The organism is Shewanella sp. 10N.286.51.B2 (genome assembly GCF_041469265.1).
Classification (GTDB): domain Bacteria; phylum Pseudomonadota; class Gammaproteobacteria; order Enterobacterales; family Shewanellaceae; genus Shewanella.
Genome location: NZ_JBFRKH010000009.1, coordinates 146,123 through 164,249, shown reverse-complemented (window position 1 = coordinate 164,249; position 18,127 = coordinate 146,123). Strand labels below are relative to the sequence as shown.

Below are 18,127 nucleotides of genomic sequence, written 5' to 3'. Positions count from 1 at the left end.
AATCACAGCCAATAAAAAAGGCGGTTAGACCGCCTTTTAACATCAAACACCCCAGTGATTAGTTTTCGCGAGTTTTAGCGAACTCTACATCAGGGTAACGTTCCATGGATAAATTCAGATTTACCATAGTCGGTGCAATATAAGTTAGGTTATTACCACCATCTAAGGCTAAATTGCTGCTGCACTTACGACGGAACTCTTCGAGTTTACGCTCATCTTTACAGTAAACCCAGCGGGCGGTTGAAACACTAATGCCTTCATAAATCGCTTCGACGTTATATTCACTCTTAAGGCGTCCAACAACCACTTCAAACTGCAGTACGCCAACTGCGCCCACAATTAAGTCGTTGGTATCTAGCGGTCTAAAGACTTGAACAGCGCCTTCTTCGGCAAGCTGTACGAGACCTTTAAGCAATTGCTTTTGCTTTAACGGATCTTTTAAGCGAATACGGCGGAACATTTCAGGGGCAAAGTTAGGAATACCAGTAAACTTAACTTTTTCACCTTGGCTGAAAGTATCACCAATTTGAATGGTGCCATGGTTATGTAAACCGATAATATCACCTGGGTAGGCTTCTTCAACTTGCTCACGATCACCAGCAACGAAGGTTAACGCATCAGAAATACGCACATCTTTACCGACACGTACATGATGCATTTTCATGCCTTTCTCGTACTTACCAGACACAATACGCATAAATGCGACGCGGTCACGATGCTTAGGATCCATGTTCGCTTGGATTTTGAAGATAAAGCCAGAGAACTTTTCTTCTTCAGCATGAATATCACGTACTTCAGTGGCGCGAGGTTGAGGCTTAGGTGCCCACTCAGTTAAACCGTCAAGTATATGATCAACACCAAAGTTACCTAATGCGGTACCAAAATAGACAGGTGAAAGTTTACCGGCTAGAAACGCCTCTAAATCGAACTCATGTGATGCACCGATCACAAGTTCTAATTCTTCACGTAATAACTCAGCAAGTTCAGCACCAATTGCTACATCAAGTTCAGGATTATCAAGGCCTTTCACTGTACGCACTTCTTGAATTTTATGCCCTAAACCTGACTGGTATAAAATTGCTTCGTCGCGATGGATATGATAAACCCCTTTAAACGACTTACCACAGCCAATCGGCCAAGTGATTGGCGCACATGCGATTTTTAGCTCAGTTTCAACTTCGTCCATCACTTCCATAGGATCGCGAATATCACGGTCACATTTATTCATGAATGTCACGATTGGTGTGTCACGTAAACGGGTAACTTCCATTAGTTTACGGGTTCGGTCTTCGACACCTTTGGCCGCGTCGATCACCATAAGACATGAGTCAACAGCGGTTAAGGTACGGTAAGTATCTTCAGAGAAGTCTTCGTGACCTGGAGTATCAAGTAGGTTTACTAGGCAATCACTGTAAGGAAATTGCATTACCGAAGTAGTAATAGAAATACCACGGTCTTTTTCCATTTCCATCCAGTCAGATTTTGCATGCTGTTTAGAGCCACGACCTTTAACGGTACCTGCAGTTTGAATTGCTTGTCCGAATAAAAGTACTTTCTCAGTAATAGTGGTCTTACCGGCATCAGGATGCGAAATAATCGCGAAGGTACGACGTTTATCGACCTCTACTGTTTGAACTGACATGGTTTACTTGCCCTAGCATAATAAAAAGGCGCAAATTATAGCGTTTCCCATCTAGGTTGGCTAGGTAAACTCACTTAAACCCAAATGGTGATGGTTTAAAAAACCCAAAAACCCAAAAACCCAAAAGGCTAATGCCGATGCATTAGCCTTTGTGCTGAGCTAACAATTATTATTAATTAGCGACTGTAGATTGTTCAAGTATTTGCAGCGCTTGGGCTAGCTCTATTCTGGCATAACGATGTTCAACAAAATCATAAATATTTGTTGCCAAGCTTAAGCGATAATAATCCGCTGCCAGTTGATAATCTTTTTGCTCCACCGCTTTTTTAGCTAGGTAGAAATAGGCTTCACACAGACGCTCAGCATACTCCTGAGGTTGAGTCAGGTTGACTTTAGCTGCATCAAAAACTTGCTCTTTAGTCAGCTTACCAAGGTAATAATCAATGATGACTGAAGACCACGCCTGATCGTTAAGCGATTGGCGGTTAGTTAATAGCTCGGCTTGCGCTGCTTGCTGATCTGTCGGCACTTGCACTAGGTATAACCACAAAGCACGATAACCATCAGCAGGTGCTTGGGCCAAAAATGTGCGCATATCTTCAGTGGCTAACTCATAGCGTTCACCGTAATACAAAGCAATACCACGGTTGAGATAAGCATAATCATATTGGGGTGATAACTCTAAGACCCCATCAAAAGACTCATAAGCAGGTTCAAACTCGCCTTCTTGGGTGTAATAAATCCCTAAGAAATTATATGCATCAGCAAGATTAGGTTGTAATTTTATCGCTTGGTGAAAATCAATTTTAGCTAGTAGTCGTAGGCCAACACTATCGTAGATAACACCACGGTCATAATGAAAGCGTGCTCGTTGCTCAGTGGTTAATTCCATAGAGGCTAAAATGTCATTGAGCTTAGCTAAAGTGACTTCTAACTTGTAATCAGGCACTTTGGGAGAAACCATCACTTTGCCTGACGCTGCGCTATTATCATTGCCTGAAAGTGAAGCACAACCTGACAATAACATACTGGCACCGACACATAATGCTACCACAGTGGTCCGTAATTTATGTTCCATTTAAATACCTTATCAGGTTCTATAGTTAGTTTGCATCATATCAACCAATAGCGCCAAGGGCTACGCAGTTAAAGATAAATTTATCATTGGCTAAATTTTGCCAATAAAAAAGGAGAGCCTTAGCTCTCCTTTATCGATTAGATTAACTGAGTTAATCTAACAACTATTCTGCAGCAGGTTCTGCTTTAGTAACAGCTTCTTTGATAGAAAGTCTTACACGACCTTGACGGTCAACTTCCATCACTTTAACGTCAACTTCTTGGTTCATCTCAAGGTGGTCAGAAACGTTAGCAACACGCTCTTCACTGATTTGAGAAATATGAACTAAGCCATCTTTACCAGGTAAGATGTTAACGAATGCGCCAAAATCAACGATACGGATAACTTTACCTTTGTAGATACGGCCGACTTCAACTTCAGCAGTAATCTCTTCGATGCGACGGATAGCTTCTTTAGTTGCTTCACCATTTGAAGAAGCAATTTTAACAGTACCGTTGTCATCTAATTCAATTGTTGTACCGGTTTCTTCAGTAAGTGCACGAATAGTTGCACCACCTTTACCGATAACGTCACGAATTTTTTCAGGATTAATCTTGATAGTCGTAATACGTGGAGCGTGATCAGAGATATCTTCACGTGCGCCACCAATTGCTTGGTCCATCACGTTAAGAATATGAACACGAGCGCCGTATGCTTGTTGCAGAGCGATATCCATGATCTCTTGAGTGATACCTTCAATCTTGATATCCATCTGCAGAGCAGTAATACCATCACGGGTACCAGCTACTTTAAAGTCCATGTCACCTAAGTGATCTTCATCACCTAAAATGTCAGAAAGAACAACAAAGTCGTCGCCTTCTTTAACTAGACCCATTGCGATACCAGCAACTGAACTCTTGATTGGTACACCCGCATCCATTAATGCTAATGAAGTACCACAAACAGAAGCCATAGAGCTTGAGCCGTTTGATTCAGTAATTTCTGAAACAACGCGGATGCTGTATGGGAATTCTTCAGCTGAAGGCATAACGGCATTCATACCACGCCAAGCTAGCTTACCGTGACCGATTTCGCGACGCTTAGGTGAACCTACCATGCCAGTTTCACCAACTGAGTATGGAGGGAAGTTGTAATGAAGCATGAAGCGGTTAGTACGCTCGCCCATGATGCTATCAATTTTCTGTGCATCACGTTCTGTACCTAAAGTACAAGTAACTAACGCTTGAGTTTCACCACGAGTGAATAATGAGCTACCGTGAGTACGTGGAAGTACACCAGCAAGTACATTCAATGCGCGGATCATATCTGGTTCACGACCGTCGATACGTGGCTTGCCACTGATAATACGACCACGAACAATGTTCTTCTCTAAGCTACCAAGTAAGTTATCAACTTCACGTTGATCAACATCTGCGTTTTCAGCAACTAATGCCGCTTTTGCTGCTGCTTTAACAACACCAACTTGCGCATAACGATCTTGCTTAACTTCAATTTGGTAAGCTTCAGTCATGCCAACTTCAGCTAAATCTTTAATTTTAGCAACTAAGTCTTGATCTTGAACAGGAGCAGTCCAATCCCAAGTAGGCTTGCCCGCTTCAGCTTTAAACTCAGCAATCGCATCAACCACAACTTGTTGTTGATCGTGACCGTAAGTTACCGCGCCTAGCATGATTTCTTCAGCAAGTGACTTAGCTTCAGATTCAACCATCAATACAGCGCTTTTAGTACCTGCAACAACAAGATTTAAGTCGCTTTCAGCAACTTGATCTACTGATGGGTTAAGTAAGTATTCACCGTTGATATAACCAACACGTGCAGCACCTAATGGTCCATTGAATGGAATACCAGAAATAGCCAGCGCTGCTGAAGTACCAATCATAGCCACAATGTCTGGCTCAATTTGTTGGTCTACAGAAACAACAGTAATAATGACTTGGACTTCGTTTTTAAAACCGTTAGGAAATAAAGGACGAATTGGACGGTCGATTAAACGAGCAATAAGCGTTTCGTCTTCATTTGGACGACCTTCACGCTTAAAGAAACCACCAGGGATCTTACCAGCAGCGTAAGTCTTCTCTTGGTAGTTAACTGTTAGTGGGAAGAAATCACGGCTTAAATCCGCAACTTTTTTACCAACTACAGTAACAAGGACAGTTGTATCGCCCATGCTCGCTAGTACTGCAGCATCAGCTTGACGTGCAATAACACCTGTTTCTAAGGTGACAGTATGTTGACCATACTCAAAACTCTTTACAATTGGATTCACGTGACCCATTCCTTAATTATTGACCTTTAAATTACGCGCACAAGTATACTTCAATTTTTTATAATAGTTAAAGGTCATCGCCATATCAGTCTAAAAAATAATTTATATTTTGCCTTTTAAGGTCGATATGGTTATATGAATTCATATCTCATGGCAATATAAAATGATAATAACAATGCCCTGGCCGAAAAATAGGCTTTAATCCTTGGGCTAAACGCTATACTTAATGACTTTTTGAACAAATTTATCTACAGTGAAAGGTAGAAAATACCTAACAATAACAAGCAGGTTTTTTAGGTAATTTAAGATTTTGTTAGCCCGCCAACAAAAGTAAGCTCAACGTTATTGCAAATGGAAATAAAATAATGCCGCCACAGTTTAAGTCTTTGACATGGAAGCAAACAAATTTAGTGGTGTTCACAGCATTATTTTTTGCTATTGCTATTTTTATTGTCGAGCTTGCACTGGTTGTTATTACCACCAAACAGCAAATCCAGGCCTCCCAGCAAGAACTCGTCAATTCTGTTGAACAAACCATATCTAATGTGGTGTGGGCTTTAGATGACAAACAGACCCAGCAAAACTTAGAAGGTATTGTAAAAATTGATGATATTCGTTCTGCTATCATCACCTTAGATGACAATTCCTTGTATGTTGAAGCAAGTCATCAGGCCAAACGATATCCAACTTACTATGACAGTTTGAGTTACTTGCTCTTTGATGAGTTAAAGGAAATCTCACGACCTTTGTATCGACCGCACTATTTTGAGGGCGATAAAAAACAGCAACAAATTGGCACCTTATCTATCCATTACGATATTCAAGCAATGACCAATAATTTGTTTAACCGACTTCAGTTAAGTTTTATCGCCACCTTAGCCAGAGCCTTATTGCTCACTTTAGTGCTCACGATTGTGTTTCACCGATTCCTCACTCAGCCAATCGCGCAGATCAGCGAAGCCATTGATAACATTGATCCTGAATTACCGCATGAAAACCTCATTCCCATAACCTGTGCCCATAAAGATGACGAGCTTGGACTTGTCTCCACAAAATTAAATCAAATCTTATTGCAGTTCAGTCAGGCTCAAAACAAATTACGAAAAATGGCCACCCGAGATCCTCTCACTAATTTGCCCAATAGAACCCTACTACTTGAAACATTAAGTGTCACCATACAACGTGCGCGCGTTCACAAACGCCAATTCGCACTATTATTTATTGACCTCGATAGATTTAAAAATGTAAATGACTCTTTAGGGCATACTATCGGTGATCAATTCCTTGTAAGAATAGCCCGAATTTTAGAATCGGGCATCGCTGATAAAGGCAGCGTGGCCCGCCTAGGAGGTGATGAGTTTGTTATCGTTGCAGATGATATAAAAACCCCGCAACACGCCGCTGATTTCGTTGAACAGCTGTTAAAGCAACTCAATATGCCAATACAGCTGAATGAGCATACGATTCACCCTGCGGCCTCGATTGGTATTGCGATATACCCTGAAGATGGCCAAGGCGCTGAGGAGCTTATCCGGCACGCCGATATTGCCATGTATAGCGCTAAAGCCGCGGGTTCAAACCAGTGGGCCTTTTTCAAGCAGCAAATGACCGAACATGCCGCACTTAGATTAAAAACCGAGGCCTCTTTACACAATGCGCTTAAGCGAAATGAATTTAGGCTTTATTTTCAGCCCAAATTAGATCTTAAAACTAATGAAATTGTCGGCTGTGAAGCCTTAATCCGCTGGCAAAAAGACGGCAAACTTGTGCCACCCATGGCGTTTATTCCTATCGCTGAAGAAACTGGCATTATCATTCCCATCGGCAGATGGGTTATTGAGCAAAGTTGTAAGCTGCTCCGTGAGTGGGAGAAAAAATACAACCGCGTCATTCCCATTGCGGTAAATGTCGCTTCACAGCAGTTTGCTGATGCAAGCTTGGTATCCGATATCAAACAATTGGCGCTACGTTATCAAATTCGCCCCGAGTTATTGGAAATCGAAATAACCGAAACATCACTGATGAATGATATCACTCAAGCCATCGCTAAACTCGAACAACTTAAAAGTGCCGGTTTTGGTATTGCCGTGGATGATTTTGGTACCGGCTATTCATCTTTGTCTTATTTACGCCGTTTGCCTATTACCACAATGAAAATCGACCGCTGCTTTGTCTCTGACTTACCCCATGATGGCGCCATCGCCTCCACTATTCTAATGCTAGGGCAACAGCTAAATCTGGATATTGTTGCAGAAGGGATTGAAAACCAAGCGCAGCTGGCATGGCTACAACAACATCATTGCCAAGTTGGTCAGGGGTTTCTATTTAGTAAACCTTTACCACAAGACGAGTTTGAAGCGCGCTATTTTGGTGAGCAGCAGGTAAAGGTAGAGCAGGCGTAAACAAGAATGCTAGTTAAACTACATTTATTTTAGCCAATAAAAAAGGAGGCATAGCCTCCTTTTTTACGGTTTGATCTACTTACCGCAAGCAATAAGCAAATTAAACGTCGTTATTAACGACGTAAACCTAACTTCTGGATTAGAGCAGTATAACGAGCTACGTCAGTACGCTTAAGGTAAGCAGTAAGCTTACGACGTGCGCTAACCATACGTAGTAGACCACGACGTGAATGGTGATCATGGATGTGCTCTTTGAAATGACCTTGTAGATGGTTAATCTGTGCAGTCAATAAAGCTACTTGTACTTCAGTTGAACCAGTGTCGTTTTCACAACGTGCGAATTCAGCTACGATTTTAGCTTTTTGTTCATTACTTAGTGACATAAATATCTCCAGAAAAAATTAAATTATCTCAAGCCGATCACTAACTCAGCCTGAGGGCGCAATATATTAACCGAAAGCGCAGCTTACCGCAATAAAAAATCTGCATATCCGACTGCGGCAATCTTGCCACAGTAAAATATACAGATTGATATAGATTAAACTAACAAGTTAGAGCCACTACTCTTGACTGTGGTCAACCACTAATCTTTTGGGTGCGAGTAAGCCATCATCATTTTTAAAGCCAATGCCAATAAACTTTCTTGACTCACCTAAAGTGATCCGTAGAAGTTGATCATCTAGCACACCTTCAGCCTGAACAGGTTGGCCTTGTAAAATATACTGAGCACTGGTCTCAGGTAAATTTACTTCAGCAAAGTTCGCGACCGCGGTATCCATTGGTAATAGTAATGGGTCTAATACATCACTTGAAGGTATTTCAGACTTTTCAGCCTCATCTACCATCGCCATCAATTGCTCTAAGGTCACCATTTTTTCATATGGATAGTCAGCAACTTGAGTACGTCTAAGCATAATGACATGAGCCCCACAGCCTAGCATTTCCCCTAAATCATCAACGATGGTGCGAATATAAGTACCTTTAGAACAATGAATGTCTAAGGTTAACTCATCACCTTCTAAGCCGACGTATAGCAACTCAAACACATTAATTGGTCGGGCTTCACGGGGGACTTCAATGCCTTCACGTGCATATTTGTATAAAGGCTGACCTTGATACTTTAATGCCGAATACATAGAAGGAACTTGCATGGTTTTACCACGAAAGTGTTCAAGTGACACTTCAAGCTTTTCTTGGGTAAAATTGACAGGTCTTATCTGCACAACTTCACCGTCAGAATCACTGGTATCAGTTCTTTCACCTAACTTGGCCGTCACTAAATAACGTTTATCAGCATCAAGTAAATGTTGAGAAAACTTGGTTGCTTCACCTAAACAAATAGGTAGCATCCCGGTTGCCAATGGATCCAAAGCGCCAGTATGGCCGGCTTTGTTAGCTTGGTAGAGACGTTTGACACGTTGCAAAGCATGGTTAGAACTGATGCCAGTTCCTTTATCTAATAGCACTATGCCATCAATAAAACGCCCTTTGCGACGACGAGCCATTAGTCTTTTCCTTCTGTATTTTCTTCAGCGTCAGTTGATTCTTCAGAACCAAACTTTTCTTGCTTTGCCTTATCACTCGTAATCACTTGGCTTACTAAGTTAGACATACGCATACCTTCAACTAATGAACTGTCATAGACAAAACGTAGTTCAGGCATAACACGTAGCTTCATGCGGCCAGCAATTAGTGTTCTGATGTAAGGAGCTGCTGCAGCAAGTGCTTCGACTTTTTGATCGACTAATTCACGATCTTCTTCAAAGAAGGTCACAAATACTTTTGCGTAGCTTAAATCTCGTGACACATCAACATCGTTTACTGTAACAAAACCGATGCGAGGGTCTTTCATATCGCGCTGTAACACCATAGCAAGCTCTTGTTGCAGCTGCTGCGCGATTCGACGAGTACGACTAAATTCTTTTGCCATAATATTGTTACCATAGCCTTATATAAATAAAAAAGGCGGCTTACGCCGCCCTTTCTGTGTTACAGCGTTCGGGCCACTTCGACCGTCTCGAAGACTTCAATCTGATCGCCCACTCGGACGTCATTGTAGTTCTTCACACCGATACCACATTCCATGCCGTTACGAACATCAGCAACGTCATCTTTAAAGCGTCGTAATGATTCAAGCTCACCTTCGTATATAACCACGTTGTCACGTAGTACACGGATAGGAGCGCTACGCTTGATGGTACCTTCGGTAACCATACAACCGGCAATTGCACCAATCTTAGGCGACTTAAATACATCACGAACTTCTGCCAGACCAATGATTTGTTGCTTGAATTCAGGAGCAAGCATGCCCGTCATCGCCGCTTTAACTTCATCAATCAAGTCGTAGATAACGCTGTAGTAGCGTAAATCAACACTTTCAGAATCGATAGTCTTACGCGCTTGTGCATCTGCACGCACGTTGAAACCAACCATGATGGCATTTGAAGCTGCAGCTAGCGTAGCATCAGTTTCAGTTAATGCACCAACGCCACGAGCGATGATATTAACTTTAACTTCATCAGTAGACAGTTTAGCTAATGATTCACAAATTGCTTCAAGTGAGCCTTGAACGTCTGCTTTAAGAACGATGTTAAGTTCTTGCACTTCGCCTTCGGTCATGTTCGCGAACATGTTTTCAAGCTTAGATTTTTGCTGACGTGCTAGTTTAACATCACGGAATTTACCTTGACGATAAAGTGCAACTTCACGTGCTTTACGCTCATCACGAACAACTGTTGCTTCATCACCAGCTGAAGGTACACCTGAAAGACCTAAGATCTCTACAGGGATTGATGGACCAGCTTCAGTAATTGCTTTACCGTTCTCGTCTTTCATTGCACGGATTTTACCGTACTCAAGACCACATAGAACGATATCGCCTTGGCGTAAAGTACCTTCTTGAACAAGTACAGTAGCAACTGGGCCACGACCTTTATCCAATTTAGATTCAATAACAACACCAGCAGCCATACCTGAACGGTCAGCTTTAAGCTCTAATACTTCAGACTGAAGTAAAATGCCTTCAAGTAATTCGTCAATACCGGTACCCGCTTTAGCCGAAACGTTTACGAACATGTGTTCGCCGCCCCAATCTTCAGACATAACACCGTGTTGAGCTAATTCACTCTTAACACGCTCTGGGTCAGCTTCTGGCTTATCCATTTTGTTCACTGCAACGATTAACGGCACGTTACCAGCTTTAGCATGTTGAATCGCTTCGATAGTTTGCGGCATAGCACCATCGTCTGCAGCCACAACCAAAATAACAATATCAGTTGCTTTAGCACCACGAGCACGCATTGACGTAAACGCCGCGTGACCAGGAGTATCTAAGAAAGTGATCATGCCATTTTCAGTTTCTACATGGTATGCACCAATATGCTGGGTAATACCACCGGCTTCACCGTCAGCAACTTTGGCACGACGAATGTAATCAAGTAATGAAGTCTTACCGTGGTCAACGTGACCCATGATGGTAACGACTGGAGCACGAGTCTCTAGTACCACATTTTCTTCATCACGATCACCAAGTACTTGATGCTCTAATTCGTTTTCACGAAGAAGAATAACCTTATGACCCATTTCTTCAGCAACCATTTGTGCTGTTTCTTGGTCTAAGATTTGGTTAATGGTAACCATAGAGCCCATTTTCATCATCTGCTTGATGATTTCAGTGGCTTTAAGAGACATACGTTGAGCAAGTTCAGCAACAGATACTGTTTCACCGATACGTACTTCGCCTTTAACCACAGCAACAGGTTTGTTGAAACCATGTGCCATAGATTCAGGAGCAGTGCTCTTGTTACGTGCAGCATTGCTACGGTTATCACGACCGCCTTTGCCACCACGTTTCTTGTTAGCATTCTTGTTACGTGCACGACGGCCACGTTTTTCATCGTTAGCATCTGAAGTATCTTCAGCAGCACGCGCCGCTTTAGAGGTAGTCACATGGTGATCACCGTTCTTTTCAGCTTCAATACGTTGACGCTCTTCTTCAGCCCAACGCTTTGAGTTTTCTTCAGCTAACTTGCGAGCAGTTTCAGCAGCTAATGCCGCTTCTTCTTCTTGCTTTTTCTTTAATGTCGCTTCTTGAACCGCTTTAAGGCGATCAGCTTCTACTTGCGCAGCAGCAGACTCAGGATCTTCAGCTTTAGCTGCTTTGGCTTTAGCCGCTTCAGCTTCTTTCTTCGCTTTAGCTTCTGCATCTTTTTTCGCTTTCGCTTCTGCGTCCGCTTTAGCCTTAGCTTCTGCAGCAGCTTTCGCCGCAGCTTCTGCTTCTTGCTGCTTTTGCGCTGCTAGTTCAGCTTCTTTCGCTGCATCGCTATCGTCACGTTTAACAAAAGTACGTTTTTTACGTACTTCAACTTTAACGTCTTTAGATTGCCCGCCACCGGCATTAACACTGAGTGTTGAAACGGTTTTGCGTTGTAATGTCATTTTTTGCGGCGCTTGATCGCCACCGTGTTGCTTTTTCAAGTGATCAAGCAATGTTTGCTTTTCAGCTTCTGAAACTGAATCAGCTTTGGTTTTCTTGATCCCTGCGTCGGCAAACTGTTCAATCAGTCTGTCTACATTTTTGCCCACTTCCGCGGCCAATTTATCTATACTTGTATCTGCCATCAATTAAATCCCCCTGTTGATCGACTTATGCTTCTTCGCCAAACCAACAGATATTACGGGCAGCCATGATGAGCTCACCTGCTTTTTCTTCTGTCAATTCTTCAATATCAATTAAATCGTCAATGCCTTGTTCCGCTAAGTCTTCTAAGGTAATTACACCCTTACTTGCAAGAACATATGCTAAATGCTTTTCTAAACCATCTAACGCTAATAAATCTGCAGCCGGTTCAGCACCATCAAGTGCTTCTTCTGACGCTAATGCTCTAGTTGAAATCGCCGCTTTTGCACGTTCGCGTAGCGCAGTTACGATGTCTTCGTCAAAACCATCAATGTCTAATAATTCTGTTTCAGGTACGTAAACAATTTCTTCTAAAGACGTAAAGCCTTCTTCTGCAAGTACTGTTGCAAAATCTTCGTCAACTTCAAGTGTTTCAACAAATAAGTTAACGATTTTAGCGCTTTCAGCCTGATGCTTCTTGTTAAGGTCTTCAACAGTCATTACGTTTAATTCCCAGCCTGTTAACTGAGTCGCTAAACGTACGTTTTGACCATTACGACCAATCGCTTGTGCTAGGCTGTCTGCTTCAACAGCAATGTCCATTGAGTGGTTGTCTTCATCAACAATAATTGAAGCAACATCAGCAGGTGCCATTGCGTTAATAACGTATTGTGCTGGATTGTCATCCCACATAACGATATCAACACGCTCACCACTTAACTCATTTGAAACAGCTTGAACACGTGCGCCACGCATACCAACACAAGCACCGATAGGATCGATACGTTTGTCATTGGTTTTCACGGCGATTTTAGCGCGAGCGCCTGGGTCACGTGCTGCACCCATGATTTCAATCACTTCATCTAAGATTTCAGGTACTTCTACTCTGAATAACTCAATGATCATTTCAGGCTTGCTACGCGTTAAAAATAACTGCGCACCGCGAGCTTCTGGGCGAACTGCATAAAGTAAAGCACGTACACGGTCACCAGGACGGAATGATTCACGGCTAATGATGTCTTCTTTGTAAATAACACCATCAGCATTATTACCTAGATCAACAACAACGCTTTCACGGGTGCTTTTCTTAACGACACCAGTAACAATCTCGCCTTCACGTTCAATGAACTGTTCAACGATTTGAGCGCGTTCAGCTTCACGTACTTTTTGTACGATAACTTGCTTCGCGGTTTGCGTCGTAATACGGTCAAACACAACTGAATCGATTTCATCTTCGATGAACTCACCAGGTTGAATTTCTGGATTTTCATATCGCGCAGCTTCAAGTGTGATTTCGCTGTAAGGGTTTTCTAAAGCTTCACCTTGATCATCGACAACCATCCAACGACGGAAAGTGTCGTAGTGGCCAGTTTTACGGTCGATAGCAACGCGAACTTCAATTTCGCCTTCATACTTTTTCTTAGTTGCAGTGGCTAGAGCAATTTCTAGCGCTTCGAATATTTTTTCACGCGGGACGGCTTTTTCATTTGATACCGCCTCTGCGACTAGCAGAATCTCTTTATTCATTATGTCTTGCCTCGTTCACCTTGAAACTATCAAAACTTCGCAATAATGTTGCCTTTGCGTACATTATCTAAAGCCACTATCAAATCTTCACCATCTACGTTTATCGTTAGCATTTGCCCTTCGATTGCCGTGATGACACCTTTTAAATTACGACTACCCGCTACTGGCATCGTCAATTGTACTTTTGCATCTTCGCCAATATATGCAGCGTATTGCGCTGCAGTAAATAAAGGTCTATCAACCCCAGGCGAAGAAACTTCTAATGTGTATTCTGTCGAGATTGGGTCTTCAACATCTAGAACAGCACTAACTTGACGGCTGGCTTCGGCACAATCTTCGATATTGACACCACTTTCACCATCAATAAATACACGTAATATTGAATGACGCCCAGCATGGACAAACTCAATACCCCAAAGTTGAAAACCAATAGCCTCAACAGGTACTGTCAGCATTTCTGTCAGTTTAGTTTCTAATGTTGCCAAAAATGACCCCCAAAAACGAAAAAAAGGGCATAAGCCCCAAAAAAGTCCGTATAATCACGGAGTTACCAAGCTCCATATAACAAAAAACCCCGTAATGACGAGGTCTTAATATAGAACCTTTTAATTGAAGAATGTTTTACGCAATTTCGTAAAATCAATCGACAATAAGCTGGTTGCGGGGGCCGGATTTGAACCGACGACCTTCGGGTTATGAGCCCGACGAGCTACCAAACTGCTCCACCCCGCGTCAACTTGCGCAATTATATTAACTTACGTCTTCTCTTGCAATGATTAATCCAATTAACTTTGATTAATCAAATTTGGTGCGGATGGTGGGACTTGAACCCACACGAGCATAGCTCACCACCCCCTCAAGATGGCGCGTCTACCAATTCCGCCACATCCGCATATGTAACTGTTACTATTTTCTATTAGCTAATCTGAGGTTAAGTTTGAGAGAGGGAAACTTAACTTAGCTAATAGAGACAAGACTTAATCGAAGCAAAAAACTATGTTGCCTCAATTTGTTGTTTAGTCTGGAATCTTTGTTTCAGTTTGAGTAGGAGCTTGTTCAACTTGCTCTACTGCAGAACCTAAATCATTCCATGCATCATCTTGCTTTGAATGGTTAGCACTTAAGTTACCTAATACTAGGCTTAAAGTGAAAAAACCAATCGCTAGCACAGCTGTGCTACGTGTCAGGAAATTACCTGAACCGCCTGAGCCAAATAGAGTTCCTGATGCACCAGCACCAAAAGAAGACCCCATATCAGCACCTTTACCTTGCTGAAGAAGGATTAGGCCAACAAGACCAATCGCAACAACCAAGTAAACTACAATTAAAACTTCATACATAATATTAAGCGCTCATCGCTATGGAACATAAACTTAAAAACTCGCTAGAGTTTAAGCTAGCACCGCCAATCAGTCCACCATCAACATCTGGCTGTGCAAAAATATCGGCTGCATTTGAAGGCGTAACACTACCACCGTACAAAATACGAATATTTTCTCCGATGAACGGCGACACTTCAGAAAGTCTTTGACGAATAAACGCATGGACTTCTTGTGCCTGCTCTGGAGTTGCACTCTTACCAGTACCTACAGCCCATAAAGGCTCGTAAGCAATAATGGCATTATCAAAAGCCATGGTGCCATTCTTTTCAATCACAATGTCTAACTCTTCGGCAATCACTTCAAAAGTACGTCTTGCTTCACGAGCTGGACCAGATTCACCAACACAAAGAATCGGCGTTAAACCATGTTTCTGTGCTGCAGCAAATTTCTCTGCAACGATATTACTTGTTTCGCCATACATACGACGGCGTTCGGAATGGCCGATAATCACATATCGACATCCTGAATCTTTTAGCATTTTACCGGAAACTTCACCAGTGTAGGCTCCAAAGTCATGCTGACTAAGGTTTTGTGCGCCCATTCTTACAAGCGCGCCATCTAAGGTTTGCTTATTTGCTTCAAGTAGTTGTCTTACACTTTCAAGGTAAATTGAAGGTGGACACAAAACTACTTCAGCAGAATCATTTTGGAGCTTTGTAGCGAACTTGCTGAATAACTCTTGGGCTAAAGCCGAACTGCCATTCATTTTCCAGTTGCCAGCTACCATAGGACGTCTGAGTGCCATTACTGTCTCCTTTCAAAGCGGCGTGAATAATAACGAACCACCAAACAAGTTACAATACCTAAGTTAGGAATAATTACTATAACGTGTCAGAGTGTTGTTTTTTTGCTCGGTACGATTAAGTATTAATAAATAAACAATTAATATATAACATTTAGGATTTACTAACGCGTTGCACTGCATCAGCAATCTGTTGTGCAAAAGATGTGACCAATGCCACATCTTCACCTTCAACCATCACCCTTATTAAGGGCTCAGTGCCGGATTTTCTAAGTAAAACTCGACCGGTTTTACCTAATAGCTGCTCTACATGCTGCAGGGTAGTGATGACCGCTGACGCTGATAATGGATCAGTCTCACTATTAAAAGTGACATTAATTAATACTTGAGGCAACATTTTTAGCGGTTTAACCAACTGTGCTAACGATAATTGTTGCTGCTGCATTGCCGCTAACACTAAAATTCCCGCCACGATACCGTCCCCTGTCGTGCCGTGATCTAAATCGAGTATATGTCCAGAGCTTTCGCCGCCAATACGCCAGTGGTGTTGACGCATCAACGCCATGACATAACGGTCACCTACTTTTGAGCGCATAAAGGGGATATTCAATCTCTTAAATGCCAACTCCAAGCCTAAATTTGACATCAAGGTGCCAACAACCCCGCCCTTCAAAGTGCCATTATTAAGTGCATTAGCGGCAAGCACATAAAGAATTTGATCGCCATCAATCACATTACCTTGGTGATCCACCATCATGATCCTATCACCATCGCCATCTAAGGCAATGCCGACATCAGCCTGTTCTAGCAGCACTTGCTCGCATATTGACGCCATGGATGTCGCGCCAACATTGTCATTAATATTTAATCCATTAGGTTTATCACCAATGGTGATCACTTCTGCGCCAAGCTCTTTAAAAACACTAGGAGCAATGTGATATGTTGCGCCGTGAGCGCAATCAACCACAATTTTAAGCCCAGCTAAAGTCAGCTCAGCAGGGAAATGACCTTTACAATATTCAATGTAGCGCCCTGCTGCATCATCAATTCTTGCCGCTTTGCCCAATAAATGAGACTCAACACAAACTAAGTCTTTGGTAAGTTCATGCTCTATTTCTAATTCAAGCGCATCATCTAACTTACTGCCGTCAGCTGAAAAAAACTTAATACCATTATCGTAATAGGGATTATGGGAGGCACTAATAACAATGCCAGCTTCGGCCCTAAAAGTTCGGGTTAAATAAGCAATAGCTGGCGTCGGCATAGGCCCAACCAATAATACATTTAAGCCAGCGGCAGATAAGCCGGCTTCCAGTACGGATTCAAACAGGTAACCCGAAATCCGTGTGTCTTTACCGATAATCACTTTCTTGGTGCCACTGCGTGAAAGCACCCTTCCCGCTGCCCAGCCAAGCTTAAGAGCAAGCTCGGGGGTCATTTTACCCGCGCCGACCTTGCCCCTAATACCATCAGTTCCAAAAAATTGTCTTTGCTGCATGTGTACCTCTCAAAGTGAATTCATACCACTTGATAACGTAACCTAGGCAAAAAATGCATGTTTAAAATGACTGAAAAGGTTAGTTATGTAAACTTGCCATTGTCGCTGACATCACAGTGAGTGCATCCACGGTTTCTTCAACATCATGTACCCGTATAATTTGCGCCCCTTGCTGCGCCGCAATCATCGCCCCAGCAAGACTACCCGCTAAGCGATTATTAATATCACGCTGTAATAAATCCCCGATCATGCTTTTTCTTGATAAACCTACCAGCACGGGAAAATGCAAACTATGTAGTTCCGGTAACTTGGCTAACAGCTGATAATTATGCTCAAGAGTTTTACCAAAGCCAAAGCCTGGATCTAAAATGATATTTTCTCGAGACATACCTGCTGCTAAACAATAATCTACCCTTAGCGACAAAAAGTCATTAACTTGTTGGATAACATCGTCGTATTCTGGTGAGTCTTGCATATCTTTTGGTTGCCCTTGCATATGCATTAAACATACGGGCACATCGAGCATAGTTGCCATTGCCAGCGCGCCGGGCTCTTGTAGCGCACGAACATCATTAATAATATGGGCGCCTGCAGCAACTGCTTTTTCCATGACTTGCGGCTTACTGGTATCGATTGAAATCCACACATCATGGTTTTGGGCAGTATATTCGATGACAGGAATAACTCTAGCGAGCTCTTCTTCTAAAGTAACTGCTGTAGCACCTGGTCTGGTTGACTCGCCGCCAATATCAACTATTTTAGCCCCTTGACTGATGACTTTATCAACTTGCTGACAAGCACTTTCAAACGTGGCATGTTGACCGCCATCAGAAAAAGAATCTGGGGTTACATTAATGATAGCCATAACAATCGGACTGGCTAGCGAGAGGGTTTTATCTCCCGATTTAAGTTCAAACACACAACCTCACTTATACTCAATTTAATGAGTTAGATAATATTTAACTCTATTAG

Annotated in this window: 14 protein-coding genes and 2 tRNA genes; 1 reads left to right on the top strand and 15 read right to left on the bottom strand. The window is 42.4% G+C overall.

The window, feature by feature from the left end; all coding sequences use genetic code 11:
- Nucleotides 1–58: 58 nt before the first annotated feature.
- The 3 genes from prfC to pnp form a co-directional block, all read right to left on the bottom strand.
- On the bottom strand, nt 59–1,642 hold the full coding sequence (prfC, locus tag AB4140_RS02505) for a peptide chain release factor 3 (RefSeq protein WP_076542871.1): 1,584 nt from the start codon (nt 1,640–1,642) through the stop codon (nt 59–61).
- Between the two features lie 172 nt (nt 1,643–1,814).
- Nucleotides 1,815–2,720: a lipoprotein NlpI gene (gene nlpI / locus AB4140_RS02500; RefSeq protein ID WP_102439555.1), complete on the bottom strand. Its 906-nt coding sequence runs from the start codon at nt 2,718–2,720 to the stop codon at nt 1,815–1,817.
- Nucleotides 2,721–2,883: 163 nt separating this feature from the next.
- On the bottom strand, nt 2,884–4,986 hold the full coding sequence (gene pnp, locus AB4140_RS02495) for a polyribonucleotide nucleotidyltransferase (RefSeq protein ID WP_102439556.1): 2,103 nt from the start codon (nt 4,984–4,986) through the stop codon (nt 2,884–2,886).
- 365 nt (nt 4,987–5,351) lie between these two features.
- Here pnp and AB4140_RS02490 point away from each other — a divergent pair, with 365 nt between their 5' ends.
- On the top strand, nt 5,352–7,388 hold the full coding sequence (locus AB4140_RS02490; protein ID WP_371999656.1) for a putative bifunctional diguanylate cyclase/phosphodiesterase: 2,037 nt from the start codon (nt 5,352–5,354) through the stop codon (nt 7,386–7,388).
- 113 nt (nt 7,389–7,501) lie between these two features.
- Here AB4140_RS02490 and rpsO read toward each other — a convergent pair whose 3' ends face one another.
- The 12 genes from rpsO to folP form a co-directional block, all read right to left on the bottom strand.
- Complete coding sequence (rpsO, locus tag AB4140_RS02485) at nt 7,502–7,771, bottom strand: 30S ribosomal protein S15 (RefSeq protein WP_076542867.1); 270 nt, start codon at nt 7,769–7,771, stop codon at nt 7,502–7,504.
- 177 nt (nt 7,772–7,948) lie between these two features.
- Nucleotides 7,949–8,893, bottom strand: a complete 945-nt coding sequence (truB, locus tag AB4140_RS02480; protein ID WP_102520105.1) for a tRNA pseudouridine(55) synthase TruB — start codon at nt 8,891–8,893, stop codon at nt 7,949–7,951.
- On the bottom strand, nt 8,893–9,318 hold the full coding sequence (gene rbfA, locus AB4140_RS02475) for a 30S ribosome-binding factor RbfA (RefSeq protein ID WP_102439559.1): 426 nt from the start codon (nt 9,316–9,318) through the stop codon (nt 8,893–8,895). Before rbfA ends, truB begins: the two co-directional genes overlap by 1 nt.
- Before the next feature lie 59 nt (nt 9,319–9,377).
- A complete protein-coding gene (infB, locus tag AB4140_RS02470; protein ID WP_102477160.1) occupies nt 9,378–12,008 on the bottom strand; it encodes a translation initiation factor IF-2 in 2,631 nt (876 codons plus the stop codon).
- Between the two features lie 25 nt (nt 12,009–12,033).
- On the bottom strand, nt 12,034–13,533 hold the full coding sequence (nusA, locus tag AB4140_RS02465) for a transcription termination factor NusA (RefSeq protein WP_076542863.1): 1,500 nt from the start codon (nt 13,531–13,533) through the stop codon (nt 12,034–12,036).
- Nucleotides 13,534–13,562: 29 nt separating this feature from the next.
- On the bottom strand, nt 13,563–14,018 hold the full coding sequence (gene rimP / locus AB4140_RS02460; protein ID WP_076542862.1) for a ribosome maturation factor RimP: 456 nt from the start codon (nt 14,016–14,018) through the stop codon (nt 13,563–13,565).
- 170 nt (nt 14,019–14,188) lie between these two features.
- Nucleotides 14,189–14,265, bottom strand: a tRNA-Met gene (locus AB4140_RS02455).
- Nucleotides 14,266–14,339: 74 nt separating this feature from the next.
- Nucleotides 14,340–14,425: transfer RNA gene (locus AB4140_RS02450), tRNA-Leu, on the bottom strand.
- 124 nt (nt 14,426–14,549) lie between these two features.
- On the bottom strand, nt 14,550–14,873 hold the full coding sequence (gene secG / locus AB4140_RS02445) for a preprotein translocase subunit SecG (RefSeq protein ID WP_076542859.1): 324 nt from the start codon (nt 14,871–14,873) through the stop codon (nt 14,550–14,552).
- Between the two features lie 4 nt (nt 14,874–14,877).
- Nucleotides 14,878–15,660: a triose-phosphate isomerase gene (gene tpiA, locus AB4140_RS02440; protein WP_076542857.1), complete on the bottom strand. Its 783-nt coding sequence runs from the start codon at nt 15,658–15,660 to the stop codon at nt 14,878–14,880.
- 151 nt (nt 15,661–15,811) lie between these two features.
- Nucleotides 15,812–17,155 carry a phosphoglucosamine mutase gene (glmM, locus tag AB4140_RS02435; protein ID WP_102520106.1) on the bottom strand — a complete coding sequence of 448 codons (1,344 nt, stop codon included), beginning with the start codon at nt 17,153–17,155 and terminating at the stop codon, nt 15,812–15,814.
- Between the two features lie 79 nt (nt 17,156–17,234).
- On the bottom strand, nt 17,235–18,074 hold the full coding sequence (gene folP, locus AB4140_RS02430) for a dihydropteroate synthase (protein WP_102437915.1): 840 nt from the start codon (nt 18,072–18,074) through the stop codon (nt 17,235–17,237).
- Nucleotides 18,075–18,127: the final 53 nt, after the last annotated feature.